11 protein-coding genes are annotated in these 13,163 nt (G+C 60.1%); 4 read left to right on the top strand and 7 right to left on the bottom strand.

Annotated elements, in window-relative coordinates; genetic code table 11:
- Positions 1–154 precede the first annotated feature (154 nt).
- A complete protein-coding gene (locus NW845_RS07395; protein WP_414377845.1) occupies positions 155–1,870 on the bottom strand; it encodes an HD domain-containing protein in 1,716 nt (571 codons plus the stop codon).
- Between the two features lie 176 nt (positions 1,871–2,046).
- Between NW845_RS07395 and thrS the strand changes: the two genes are divergently transcribed.
- Positions 2,047–3,858, top strand: a complete 1,812-nt coding sequence (gene thrS, locus NW845_RS07390) for a threonine--tRNA ligase (protein ID WP_414377843.1) — start codon at positions 2,047–2,049, stop codon at positions 3,856–3,858.
- 51 nt (positions 3,859–3,909) lie between these two features.
- On the opposite strand, the gene malQ is transcribed toward thrS, so the two are convergent.
- The 4 genes from malQ to NW845_RS07370 all read right to left on the bottom strand — a co-directional run bounded on the left by malQ (position 3,910) and on the right by NW845_RS07370 (position 6,785).
- Positions 3,910–5,502, bottom strand: coding sequence for a 4-alpha-glucanotransferase (gene malQ / locus NW845_RS07385; RefSeq protein WP_414377840.1), 1,593 nt, complete (start codon positions 5,500–5,502; stop codon positions 3,910–3,912).
- Positions 5,503–5,597: 95 nt separating this feature from the next.
- Complete coding sequence (pyrE, locus tag NW845_RS07380) at positions 5,598–6,227, bottom strand: orotate phosphoribosyltransferase (protein WP_414377852.1); 630 nt, start codon at positions 6,225–6,227, stop codon at positions 5,598–5,600.
- Between the two features lie 46 nt (positions 6,228–6,273).
- Positions 6,274–6,531 carry a MarR family winged helix-turn-helix transcriptional regulator gene (locus tag NW845_RS07375; RefSeq protein WP_414377837.1) on the bottom strand — a complete coding sequence of 86 codons (258 nt, stop codon included), beginning with the start codon at positions 6,529–6,531 and terminating at the stop codon, positions 6,274–6,276.
- A gap of 17 nt (positions 6,532–6,548) precedes the next feature.
- Positions 6,549–6,785, bottom strand: coding sequence for a MarR family winged helix-turn-helix transcriptional regulator (locus NW845_RS07370; RefSeq protein ID WP_414377834.1), 237 nt, complete (start codon positions 6,783–6,785; stop codon positions 6,549–6,551).
- Between the two features lie 421 nt (positions 6,786–7,206).
- Here NW845_RS07370 and NW845_RS07365 point away from each other — a divergent pair, with 421 nt between their 5' ends.
- Positions 7,207–8,526: a D-alanyl-D-alanine carboxypeptidase gene (locus NW845_RS07365; RefSeq protein WP_414377831.1), complete on the top strand. Its 1,320-nt coding sequence runs from the start codon at positions 7,207–7,209 to the stop codon at positions 8,524–8,526.
- Between the two features lie 178 nt (positions 8,527–8,704).
- Here NW845_RS07365 and NW845_RS07360 read toward each other — a convergent pair whose 3' ends face one another.
- Positions 8,705–9,433, bottom strand: a complete 729-nt coding sequence (locus NW845_RS07360; protein ID WP_414365289.1) for an urease accessory protein UreF — start codon at positions 9,431–9,433, stop codon at positions 8,705–8,707.
- Positions 9,434–9,446: 13 nt separating this feature from the next.
- The gene (gene hpf / locus NW845_RS07355; RefSeq protein WP_414365290.1) at positions 9,447–10,022 is read right to left on the bottom strand and encodes a ribosome hibernation-promoting factor, HPF/YfiA family; all 576 of its coding nucleotides are present in this window, start codon (positions 10,020–10,022) and stop codon (positions 9,447–9,449) included.
- Positions 10,023–10,881: 859 nt separating this feature from the next.
- Here hpf and NW845_RS07350 point away from each other — a divergent pair.
- A complete protein-coding gene (locus tag NW845_RS07350) occupies positions 10,882–12,135 on the top strand; it encodes an aminotransferase class I/II-fold pyridoxal phosphate-dependent enzyme (protein ID WP_414377828.1) in 1,254 nt (417 codons plus the stop codon).
- 84 nt (positions 12,136–12,219) lie between these two features.
- Positions 12,220–13,026, top strand: a complete 807-nt coding sequence (locus NW845_RS07345) for a hypothetical protein (protein ID WP_414365294.1) — start codon at positions 12,220–12,222, stop codon at positions 13,024–13,026.
- The last annotated feature ends 137 nt before the right edge of the window (positions 13,027–13,163 follow it).

The raw sequence follows: 13,163 nt of genomic DNA, 5'->3' as shown, positions 1-13,163 counted from the left end.
TGAGACGCCGACCACCGATATCTACAGTGAGTAGCTCGTGGGCTGCGTCTGTTTTGTTTACCTCTCCCCCCCTCTCCCTCTGGGAGAGGGGCTGGGGGTGAGGGCCAGCGGCAAAGTGTCTTCGTCTTGTTTGAAACGACTATATGCCCCTTGGCTAGACGGCTGCCTCAAAGGGATCCGCGCTGCGCTGAAGCTGGGTGGATAATTTGGGAATCACCTGCAGCTTGAACTGTTGCTCGAAGGCCTTTTTCTTCTCGTTCAAGCTCCACAGCTCCAGGGCACAGTCGTCGTTGGGATGCCTGGGATCCAAAATCAGCTCCATCTGGCGGGGGCCTTCTCCCAGAAGCTGAAAGCGGCAGTGCACCGCTTGGATGGCCTGCAGGCGGCGGCGATCCAGAGCACAGGCTATGCGCAACAAGGGGCTAAGTTCCAACACCACTTGGCGATCCCGCTCGTCGCTGAGGCGCTGGAAGTTCTCGTGCTTCTTCTTGGGGGGCGACTTGCGGTGGTAGCGGGCCAGGTTGGCGATCACCTCCACCTCTTCTTCGTTGAAGCCCAGGAGCTCCCCATGGCGGATGAGGTAGTAGGAGTGTTTGTGGTGGGCGGCATGGCTGATGAAGTGGCCGCAGTTGTGCAGCATGGCGGCCGCCCAGAGAAGAGCCCGCTCCCGGGATCCCCAGGAGTGCAGGATGCCGCGGGTTTGATCGAAAAGGCTGAGGGCAAACTCCGCCACCCGCTCGGCATAGGGGATCTCCACCTGATATTTTTCCGCCAACTTGAGGACGCTGCGCCGCCGCACCGAGCTGTGGTAGCGCAGCCGATCTTCAATGAGCCCCTGGCCGATCATCCAATCTACGATCAGCCCTTCCCGCAGCGCCCGCTCGCAAAACTGGATCCGCTCCACCCCCAGCAGGCTCATCACCTCCTCCAAAATGACCGCCCCGGCCAGGATGATCTCCCCGCGTCTTTCTCCCAGACCGGGCAGCTTTTGCCGTTCGGCTACCGTGAGAGAGCGCAGCTCTTTGACATAGCCCCGCAGGGCTTCCAGGCTGAACTCATACCCCTGCAGGCGAGTGGGGGGAGCACCCAAGCGGCGGCGGGCATCCAACTGGGCCAGGCACTCGATGGTGCCGGAGGTGCCCACCAAGGTCAGGGATCCCGGCTGTTGGGAAGCAGCAACGATGCGCCTCATCTGCTCGATGGGAGCTTCCAGCATGCCGCGGATGTGTTGTCGCAGGGCCTGCAGCTCGGCAGGGGTGGGTGGGTCGTGGCGCAAAAACGCTTGGGTCAGGCGCACCGCTCCCACCTTGATGCTGCGCAGGAACTCCGGCTCTTGGCCGTTGCCCAGAATCAGCTCGGTGGAGCCGCCGCCGATATCCACCACCGCGTGCAGCCGGTTGTGGAACTCCATGGCCGAGAGCACGCCCAGGTAGATGCGGCGGGCTTCCTCCTGGCCTGAGATCAGCTCTACCCGCAGGCCCAGCTCCCGCTCGATCCGCTTCAAAAACTCTGGCCCGTTGGGGGCTTCGCGCACGGCGCTAGTAGCCACCGCAACAATGTCCTGCACCTGAAAGCTTTCGGCAATGCGGCAAAACCGCTCCAGGGCCACCTGCGCCCGTTCCATGGCGGCAGGCGTCAGGGCGCCCGTTTGGCTGCAAAACTCTCCCAGGCGGACGGTGGCTTTTTCGCGGGAGATGATGGTGAAGCTGGGGATGTGGGGGTTGATGCGCACCACCACCATGTGCAGGGAGTTGCTGCCCACATCGATGGCGGCGATAACCGGAGCAACTCCAGATTCAGAAGAGGAGACCGGTTTCGCTTCGGAGGCGGCGGCAGAGCGTTCGGCAAGGTTGGCGAGCGAAGAGACCATGAATCGAAGGGGTTGCCACACTTCTAGAATACTGTGTGCTTTCCCCCCTTTTTCCTGGCCGGGTTGTGGACTGAGGTTCAAGGGGGCAATTCCCCCCGCCTGGGATCCCGTCTGCCCTGGGCTCAGCCTAAGATAGGGACACGGATAGTCGTTTTTTTGTCGTTAAGCGGGTTCCGATGTCTCAACCAGCCGCGTCGCCTCAGCAGGCCAACAGCCCTCTCAAGCTGCTGCGTACCCACGAATCTCCCAAGCTGGAGCGCATCCGCCACACCACTTCCCACGTTTTGGCGATGGCGGTGCAAAAGCTGTTTCCCAAGGCCCAGGTCACCATCGGCCCGACGACCGACTACGGCTTTTACTACGACTTTGATCATCCCCAGCCCTTCACCCCGGAAGATCTGGAGCGCATCAAAAAAGAGATGCAGGCCATCATCAAGAAAGGCTTGCCGGTGATCCGCGAGGAGGTGAGCCGGGAAGAAGCCAGACGCCGCATTGAAGCCCTCGGCGAGCCTTACAAGTTGGAGATCCTAGACAGCATCCCCGAAGGCGAGCCGATCACCATCTACCATCTGGGGGACGAGTGGTGGGATCTCTGTGCCGGCCCCCACGTGGAAAACACTAAGGAGATCAACCCCAAAGCTTTTGACCTGCTCAGCGTGGCCGGCGCCTATTGGCGGGGGGACGAGACCAAGCCCCAGCTTCAACGCATCTACGGCACCGCCTGGGAGACGCCGGAGGAGCTGAAGGAATACAAGCGGCGGCTGGAAGAGGCCAAACGGCGGGATCACCGCAAGCTGGGCAAGGAGCTGGGCCTTTTCATCTTTTCCGACGAGGTGGGGCCGGGCCTGCCCCTTTGGACCCCCAAAGGAACTACCCTGCGCTGGGTGCTGGAGGATTTTCTCAAGCAGGAGCAGCTCAAGCGGGGCTATCTGCCGGTGGTGACGCCCCACATCGCCCGCGTGGATCTGTTCAAGATCTCCGGCCACTGGCAAAAGTATCGGGAAGACATGTTCCCTATGATGGCGGAGAATGAGCAGGCGCGGGCGGCAGAGCAGGGCTTTGTCATGAAGCCGATGAACTGCCCTTTTCACATCCAAATCTATAAATCGGAGCTGCGCTCCTACCGCGATTTGCCGCTGCGCTATGCCGAATTCGGCACCGTCTATCGCTACGAACAATCGGGGGAATTGGGAGGCTTGACCCGCGTTCGCGGCTTCACAGTGGACGACGCCCATTTGTTTGTCCGCACCGATCAGTTGGAAGAAGAGTTTCTCAAGGTTGTCGATCTCATTCTGGTCGTTTTCGAGAAGCTCAAACTCAAAGATTTTCGCGCCCGCCTCAGTTTCCGCGATCCCAAATCCGATAAATACCTGGGATCCCCGGAAGAGTGGGATATGGCCGAAAATGCCATTCGGCGAGCGGTGGAGAAGCTATCAATGCCGCATTTTGAAGGGATTGGGGAGGCGGCTTTCTACGGGCCAAAGCTGGACTTTATTTTCCGCGACGCGCTGGATCGGGAGTGGCAGTTGGGCACGGTGCAGGTGGATTATCAAAACCCGCAGCGCTTTGATTTGTACTATGTAGCCGAAGACGGATCCCGGCAGCGGCCGGTGATGATCCACCGCGCTCCCTTTGGCTCGCTGGAGCGGCTCATTGGGATCCTCATTGAGGAATATGCTGGGGATTTTCCTTTCTGGCTGGCACCGGAACAGGTGCGCATTTTGCCTGTTTCCGACCAATACCTGGGCTATGCCACCCAGGTGCGGGATCACCTGCGGGAACAGGGGATCCGCGTCCACATCGATGCCGACAGTGACCGCCTGCCCAAAAAGATCCGCAACGCCGAGAAGGCCAGGATCCCCTTCATGCTCATTGTGGGAGAAAAAGAACAGGCAACCGGCACAGTGAGCGTGCGCCAACGCCACGGCCAAGACTGGGGATCCCTGACGGTGGCGGAGTTCCTGGCACAGGCGCGAGCGCTGGACTAGCGCGGGTGGGATGGAATCTAGCTGAGAATTGCTCCTTTATCTTTCGGCAAACTAGGCAGGGCTTGAGGCTGCCGCAGCCGCCCGCTCTTGGGCCAAGGCCGCCCGCCGCTGCTCCAAGTCTTGCGGGGAGATGCGCCCGTAGGTGACGCTCAGCTCCGCCAGCCGCTGGGCCAGCTCCGGCCGCAGCATCTCCTCGCGGTAGCGCCAGGCCCAGTTGTTCTCGGCCCTGCCGGGGAAGTTCATGCGCGCCTCTGCCCCCAGGCCCATCACATCTTGCAGGGGAATGATGGCCAGGTCAGCCACGGAAGCCAGGGCCAGGCGAATCAGATCCCAGTGGATGCCGTCAGATCCCTGGCAGCCCAGGTAGCGCAACAGATTTTGTTTTTCCCACTCCGGACGTTCTGGGTCATGAAACCAGCCCACCACGGTGTTGTTGTCGTGGGTGCCGGTATAGACGACGAAGTTGCGCTCATAGCTATGGGGCAAATAGGGGTTATCGGGCCCCGAGCCAAAGGCAAAGAGCAGCACTTTCATGCCGGGCAAGCCAAATTGATCCCGCAGTTGCAACACTTCCGGTGTGATGTCCCCCAGGTCTTCGGCAATCACCGGAATTTCCCCCAGCCGGTCGGCCAACGCCTGAAAGAAGTCAGCCCCCGGCCCTTTCTGCCACTCGCCTTCTACTGCTGTTTCCGCCTCGCCAGGGATGGCCCAGTAGCTCTCGAAGCCCCGGAAGTGGTCGATGCGGACGCAGTCCACCTGCTTGAGAATGGCCTGGATGCGCCGGATCCACCAGTCGTAGCCGCGAGCCTTGAGCACCTCCCAGTTGTAGAGAGGGTTACCCCAGCGCTGCCCAGTGGGGCTGAAATAGTCGGGGGGCACGCCGGCTACCTGCAGGGGCCGTCCCTGCTCATCCAGGTGAAACAGCTCGCGGTTGGCCCACACATCGGCACTGTTGGGGGCGACATAGATGGGCAAGTCGCCGATCAGCCGCACCTGATGCCGATGGGCATACTCCCGCAGAGATCCCCACTGTTGGGCAAATAGGTATTGCCAAAACATCTGTTGGGTAATGGCATCGGCATAGCGGTCGCGGGCCTCTTGCAAAGCCAGGGGATCCCGTTGTGCCAGGGCCGGATCCCATTGGGTCCACTCCTGGTCACCATACACCTCTTTGAGGGCCATGAACAGAGCGTAGTCCGGCAGCCAGTCGGCCTCGGCAGCACAGTAGGCTTGAAAGGCTTCCCAGTCGGCGGCGGTGGCCTTGTCTTTGAAAGTGGCCCAGGCGCGGCGCAACAAGCCCAGCTTGAAGGGGATCACGGCTTCGTAGTCCACCCGCTCGCCATTCCCCACCTGGATGGTCGGCCATTGGGGCAGATCCTGCCAGCCATTGGGTTCCAGCCAACCGGCTTTGACCAGCAGCTCTGGGCTAATCAGCAGCGGGTTGCCGGCAATGGCGGAAAAGCTCATGTAGGGGGAGTTGCCCCAGCCGGTGGGCCCCAGAGGCAGCACCTGCCAGAGGCGCTGGCCGCTCTCCACCAAAAAATCCACAAACCGGTAAGCAGCCGGCCCCAGGTCGCCGATGCCAAATGGCCCTGGCAAAGAGGTTGGATGGAGGAGGATCCCACTGAGTCTGCCCATGCGCATGGCTATGCCTTTTTGCCCAACCAAGTATTCCACCGCCTATGCTGTCACTTTTGCAGTTGGATGGACAGCTCCAGAGGAGACAGAATCCCTCCAAGCTAGCTCCTCCAACCTTGGCAGACAGCCCGGTGGCAAGCCTGCACCTCTTCGAGGGTAAACAGGCGGCGAAAAGGGATCCCTACTTTGCGGTAACGGGCCTCTGCCCCTTCCAGTCGATCCACCAAAGCCAGGATCCCTTCTGCCCGATAGCCCGCTGCCCGCACCCGCTCTACAGCTTTGAGGGCGGAGCCGCCAGTGGTGACCACATCTTCCAAGATCCAAACCCGGCTGCCCGCCGGCAGTTCCGGCCCTTCGATCCAGGCTTGTGTGCCATGTCCCTTGGGCTCTTTGCGGACAATCAGGGCTGCCAGGTTGGACGGCTCAGCCTGCAGAGACGCCAAACCCACCGCCGTGACCAAGGGATCCGCTCCCAAGGTCATGCCGGCAACTGCCTCGGTCTCAGGGGGCAGTAGCCGATGCAGCAGGGATCCCACCAGGTAGGCTCCCTGGGGGTGGAGGGTAACTGGCTTGCAGTTAATGTAGTAGGAGCTCTGCTGCCCGGAGGTGAGGGTAAAGGATCCCTCGCGGTAGGCCAGTTGGGCCAGCAGATACAGCAATTTCTCCCGCGCCTCAGCCGGGGAAAGACTTGAGGGAGAACAATCCAGGAGCAACACTGCAGGGATCCCCATCGGCTCAACCATCAACCCATAGCTAAGGATAGGGATTGGGTAAACACTAGGACAAGCTATGGTTCAGCTCTGCCACCACCGTGGCATCCGACTCCTCCGACAAGTGGGCAATCAGGCGATCCACCAGCCGCGACAGGGTTGCCCGTTCTTCTAGACTGAGACAGCCGTAGGTTTGCTCCCGCAACTCCCCAGTGAGAGGGGGTAAAGTTTCTTTCAACTTCTCTCCGGCAGGGGTGAGGTGAACCCGCCAGCTCCGCTGATCCTTGGGGTCCCGCTGCCGCCGGATCAGCTCCCGTTTCTCCATGCCGTCCAAGACACCGGTTATGGTGCCCCCAACTGCTGCAGGCGCTCCGAGATGGTGGAGGTGGGGATCCCGTCTTCTTTCCAGAGGCAGCAAAGCACCACCCCCTGGGAGGTGCTCAGGCCGAAGGGCTCGAGGTAGGCCTGAAATTTCCGCCGCACCAATTGCGACAACAGCCGAAGGCGATAGCCCAGAGAATAGGGGGCCAGAATATCGCGCCATCGCTCCAGGAAGGCTTGTTTCTCTGATTGAGCCATCGCGCAGTTTGAGGTTTCCCCAGGGGTGGCTGAGAATGCTTAGAGCCTAAATTCTTTCGTCCTAACCTTCTATTGAAAGAGCAACCAAAAGTAGCCCATCATCCGTTACAAAAGTGTTACAAGTTTTACAACAAAAGTTATGGTAAAGGGTTGAGCAAGTGGTGAATCTCCAGCCAACTGCAGCTTTTCCCAGCAGCCTCAGCTAGGAACCCAGTTAAGCTTGGCGCGACAGGGATCCTCCTCTTCTGCCGGACTCCTAGGAAGGAGGAAAATACCGACTTGCCTGAGACATCTGGGGTTGCCCCGGCAAAAGAGGGCTATTGGGCAAGGGCAGAATTTGCCAGAGCGATTGAGATGGCACTAGAGTAGCTTCAAGTCTTGCCAGCTCGTTCTCTTTGCCAATGTCTTTTGGGAGGTCAGCATGTTGTCTATCCCACAGGGGTTGGGCTCCCAGCGCCGTTTCCTCTGGGCAGGGATCCCGTTGGCTTGTTCTCTAGCCCTGGGGGCCTGCTGGAACAACCGCAGCAGTGCCGAACCCCCTTCTCCAACTCAGGGTGTCCAGGCTGAGGTTGCAGCACCGGCGCAAAACCCCTTCCCCCCCATCCCCACCCCGCCGCCGCCGCTGCCTTCCCCCAGTGGCACGCCCGGCCTTCCCCCCTGGTGGCCCCGGGAGCAATCGCCGCAGTGGCAGGATTCCCTCTACGCTTTGGTTTTGTCCGGCTTTTTGCAGGGGTTGGCTGCCCAAGGCGGGGCCCTCTCCCAGCAGGGGATCCTGCTCTGGACAGCCGAAGGCGAGCTGCTGGCGGAGCACCTGCTGGATCGGCCTTTGCCAGTGGGGGCTTTGGAGCAACTGGCCCTCAGCCTGATGGCGCTGGAGAAGTGGGGCTATGAGTATCGCTTCCAAACTCGCTTCTACACCACCGGCCATCGCTCCGGCCAGCGCTTGACGGGAGACTTGGTCGTGGTGGGCGGTGGGGATCCCTATTTCCGGGAGGCCAATGTGGCCGAGCTGGCCCGCCACCTGCACAACCTCGGCATTCGCCAGATCGACGGCGAGGTAAAGGTGGTGCCCCCCTTCCGCTTGCTGGGTCAGCCTGACTCTCTGGCCAGCGCCCGCCGGCTTGCCGAGCTCCTCCAGGATCCCCAGGGGCCCTATCCTGTGGCCATCGGCGGCTCCGGGTCAACATTAAGGGAGCTGACCGAGGAGATCCATTGCCTGGCCAGCTACACCTCGCTGCGCCTGGGATCCCTGCTACAAATCCTCAACGGCAGCAACGATCGCGCCATGGTAGAAGCCCTGTTAGCGGAGCTGGGAGGCAGAACAGCCCTGCTGGAGTACCTGCAGCAGCGGTTGGTAGCTCAGCCGGTTGCCCATCTGGATCCCAAACTGGCCCCTGCCCAGTCGGAAATTCGCCTTGGCCCAGGCGGGCAAGAGCTGTACCTCTCCCCCCGCGCCTTGGCCCATCTATGGGAACATCTGCTGGAGGCCACAGACGGGGATCCGACCCGGATCTTGCCTAGAGCAGGCATTGGCCACAGCACTCTGGGATTGCGCACCCTGCCCTCCGGCACGACCGCCCAGGTGGGCTCCGCCCCCGATCGGCTGATGATGGTGGGGCAGTTGCCCGATGGTACCCACCTCATCCTGCTCAACCACGGCCCGGATCTAGCCATTTTGCGCCAGCAGCAGGATCGGTTCCTGCAGGAGGTACTGGCCGTTGGGGAGCCCCTCCGCCACTGAGGCCTACCTCCGTCAATCTCAACCTTTGAGCTACGCCCCTCCCTGGTTTTTCCCAGGGGAGGAGGCTCTTGACCCTGTAGCTCTATCCGAATAGCGAGCCAACTGTTCGTTCTGTTCGTAACCCCGATCCCCGGCTCCCCTCCCCTAGAGGGAGAAGGGCTGTGGGTGAGGGCAGCTTTCAGGATTGAAAAAGGCGGGAATAAAGCTGCTGGTGAGCTTGGCAATCCCGTTCGTTGAGGGGGGCGAAGCTGCTCAGGGCTGGCCAAGCCAGGGTCGGGTCTCGCTTCACAACCGGCAGAATTTCCTGCTGCACCACGGTCTCAATCGGCTCATACAACTGGGCCAGCAAGCGCTGCCCCTCGCTATGCCCCAGAGGCACCAAGCGCACTGCTGCTGAGACCCACCCCGTGAGGGAGGCAAATAAGAAGGCTCGCAGGGTATCCTCTAGCCCAATGCCGGCCTGGGCGCAGATCCAGCCAAAGGCTAGGGGATAGTGGAGCAGCTCTCCCTCAGCCCTGGGAACGGATATCCCCCAGGTGCGCTCTGCCAGTTGTGCCAAGCGCTTCCCCAGATCCAGGCTGGCTTGGCGCGGTTCTGCTGCCCAACGGGATGCCTGCAGTTGCTGCTGTAGCTTGCCCATTCCCGCCAGGGATCCCCCTTGCGCCAGACAGTGGGCCAAGCCACAGGCTCTCCCCTCAAAGGGAGCCAAGCTCAGGTGCAGAACCCCCAACAAGTACCGCTGTACCTCCGCCCGATCCCGCAGCCGCTCCGCTTGCACAGCCGCTTCCAAGCCCCAGGAGTGGGAATAGGCGCCAATCGGCAGGGCAGAATCGGTGAGCTGCAGCAGCAGGTAGAAGGCGCTGCCAGAGCCTACAGGAGCGGCTTGAGCGGCGATCTGCTCAGCCATGGGGCAACTGCTTCTAGGGATGGGGGCGGATCAGGCCGTAGCCGCCGTGCTTGCGGACATAGATGACGTTGATCTCGCCGTTTTCGATGTTGCGGAACACGTAAAAATCATGATCCACCAGCTCCAACTGGTGTAGGGCCTCCTGAACTGTCATGGGAGGCATGGCGAAATACTTGGTGCGCACCACCTCGGGGGGCAGCTCTGCTTGCCGGTCTGTATTCAGCGGATCGGTGAGGGGCTGCTGGGCCACTGCCACCGAGGTTTTGGGAGAATGGCGGATGCGGTGAACGCCGTTGCGTTCTTTGTATTTGCGCAGCTTGCGGGCCAGCTTGTCGGCAACACGGTCAATGCTGGCGTAGAGGTTCTCGCTGCTTTCCTCCGCCCGAATGACGGTGCCATTGGCGTAGACGGTAACTTCGGCAGATTGGTTGGCACTGATGCGGGGGTTACGGGCCACCGATAGATTGACATCCACTTCACTGGTGATCTGGGCAAAATGGCTGACAGCCCGCTCGATTTTTTCTTGAACGTAGCTGCGGATGGCGTCGGTAATCTCGACGTTTTTCCCTTGGATCACAAGCTTAGTCATGGGCAGTCTCCCAGTTGTGTCAGTTTACACCTAAAGTTAGCGCCTCACCCTCGCAAAGGATCCCTAGAAAACAGCCCCCACCTCAGGCATGATCGCGGCCCGGCAACTTGCGGGAAGGGCTACGCCAGAAGATGAAGATTGGCTTTGGTAGCGGCACTAACCTCTTGGGTTAAGTCTAAGTTAACATCTCCCCCAGGGATCCGGTTCGGGGGTTAAGAATAAATTTAGGCTGTCTTCATTTTTAAGGGATTGGGGGCCAGCACCACTTCTCAGGCAAAGAGAAGTTCCCTGAATTTGGAACTCCAAATGCAAGTGGAGAAGGTCTCTAGATGGTTCGAAGAGAGCAAACTTAGCAGCAGAACTTACACAGATAGGCTCTGGCGAAAATACTTTTACTAAACTTGAATTCAACTCTGAGTATTAGGAAAGCTAAGGGTGTAGCTTTTAAGTGGGATTTCTCAGGAAACCTTCCAATCATCAATGCCCGCCCACTTCATCCTCAACTTTAGAAGAAGGATCGGCCTTGATCGACACAAGTTATCCTCTGCAGTAGCGGAAATCAGCAGTTGCTGAACCAACCTCTGCTCTTAGGGCAAGCATCCCCTTATTTTTTATTGTTCTCTCTTCTCCTTGTAGATCTTGTAGCCATTATACAACCTGGTGAGTCGGGCGGCTTTTTCCAGCTCCGACAGAGACTGAAAGGGAGAATGAAGAGATGTTGACTGAAGTTAAGGTTTTTATCAAGATAGGGATCCTGCGGAAACATCGTTACCAGGAGCAGGTCTGAAAAGCTGTTTTTGGCCTCTTGGGCGGTGGCCGACCTGCTAGCTGAAAAGCCAGTTTGCTCAGGAAAAGGGGGATGGACTCGGTGGCCAGAGAGATCTCTTTGAAGGTGACGGAGCTTTTGGACAGAGCAGAGGCAGCTCTGCAGGATCGGTTTCAGGCGATAGATAACGTCCTTAGGGAGAACCTGGCGCGGGTGTTGCAGGCCTTTCGCCACCAGCAGGTGGGATCCCATCACTTCGCCGGCGTGTCGGGCTATGGGCACGATGACCGGGGACGAGAGGTGTTGGATCGGGTGTTTGCCCAGATCATGGGCTGTGAGGCGGCACTGGTGCGGCTGCAAATGGTGTCCGGCACCCATGCCATTGCCTGTGCCCTGTTTGGCGTGCTGCGGCCGGGGGATGAGCTGTTGGCCATCACCGGCCCCCCCTACGACACCCTGGAGGAGGTGATCGGCCTGCGCGGCTCGGGCCGGGGATCCCTACGGGAGTTCGGCGTCACCTACCGTCAGTTGGATCTGCGGGAAGGCGGCGTCGATTGGCAGGCCCTGAAAACGGCCCTCAAACCGCAAACCCGCCTGGTTCACATCCAGCGCTCCTGTGGCTATGACTGGCGTCCCAGCTTTTCCATCGCCCAGATTGCCGAGATGATCCAGATTGTTAAGGCACAAAACCCGGAGGTGGTGGTCTTGGTGGACAATTGCTACGGTGAGTTTGTGGAAACCCAAGAGCCCACCCACGTGGGTGCGGATTTGATCGCTGGATCCCTGATCAAAAATCCAGGGGGTACCCTGGCCCCGGCGGGGGGCTACGTGGCGGGGCGGGCCGAGCTGGTGGAGCAGGCTGCCTGCCGGCTGACGGCGCCGGGGATTGGCTCGGAAGGGGGAGCCACCTTCGATCTCAACCGGCTTCTATTTCAAGGGTTGTTTTTGGCCCCACAGATGGTGGCCGAAGCGGTTAAGATCGCCCATCTGGCCGCCCAGGTGTTCCACGATCTGGGCTATCCTGTTTCCCCGCTGCCCCAGGTGCCCCGCACCGATATCATCCAGGCCATTCAACTGGGATCCCCGCAGAAGTTGCAGGCCTTTTGCCGCGCTATCCAAAGCAGCTCGCCTGTGGATTCCTACCTCACGCCGGTTCCAGAAGTGATGCCCGGCTATGCCGACCCGGTAGTGATGGCGGCGGGCACTTTTGTTGCCGGCAGCAGTGCCGAGCTCTCCGCTGATGGGCCGATGCGGGAGCCCTACACCGTCTATTTGCAGGGGGGAACCCATCTCAGCCACGGGCGGCTGGCTCTAGAGGCCGTCTTGCAAGCCTGGGAGGCTCTGTAAATTGCCGTCCCTGTCCGACTCTGCCCAAGCGGTAAAATTGGACTTATGGTCTCCATTCCCCCTCGAGGGATCCTCACTGATTGGATGTCGAGCTTGTGTTTTAGTTCTGGGTTTTCCCGCCGCTGGGGATCCCGTCTGGCCCTTGCTTGGGTGGCTCTGAGGTTGGTCAGCGGCTGTCGGCTACTGAACCTGGTGGGAGAGAGGAGCACACAAGTGGGATCCGCCTTGACTCGCTCTTCCCTGTGGAGAGGCAGCCAGACCCTGACAGGAACTCTTGAAGCAGGGGACAAGGTCAGCCCCCAGTACGGCAGCTACTGGGATGGGATCCCTGTTGCCGCCAAGGCGGGCCAGATCCTGATCGCCACCCTGGAGAGCGAAGACTTTGACCCCTACCTGGAGCTGGTGGACGGCCAGGGGCGGGTAATCGGCTTTGACGACGACTCCGGCCCCGATGTCAACGCCCTCTTGGCGGTGCGGCTGCTGCAGGAAGGCACCTACACCTTGCGGGCCACGAGCTTCGAGCCGGAATCCACCGGCACCTATCGGCTGGCCTACCGGCTGGCCCAGGTCGATTGGCAGCAAACGGTGTCGGGCCGTCTGCAGAAGGGATCCGCCCAGCACCCTGAGGACGGCAGTTGGATGGAAGAACACCCCATTGCTGCCCGGGCCGGACAGATCTTGATAGCCTTGATGACCAGCTCCGATCTCGATGCCTTTTTGCAACTGCTGGATCCCAGTGGCGATGTGATTGCCTGGGATGATGACCAAGGGAGCAGAAGCGATGCCCTAATGATCGCCTTTTTGCCTCGCAGCGGTACCTACACCCTCCGGGCCAACACCCACAAACCAGGAGAAGAAGGAGCCTATGTGTTGCAGTACGCCCTGCACTAGTGTCCAGGCCTGCCAAGCTTCTGCACCTTCCCTGAGAAGTTTTGGCCAGTCGGCTTATAAGCCTTTTGATGCCGATGTCGAGATTGGGCAAGAGTTATTATTTTTATTGCTTTATTGTTATTAGCCCTGGAAGCTTC

Source organism: Synechococcus sp. H60.2, from assembly GCF_047462315.1.
Lineage (GTDB): Bacteria > Cyanobacteriota > Cyanobacteriia > Thermostichales > Thermostichaceae > Thermostichus.
This window is presented reverse-complemented; position numbering and strand designations above follow the sequence as displayed.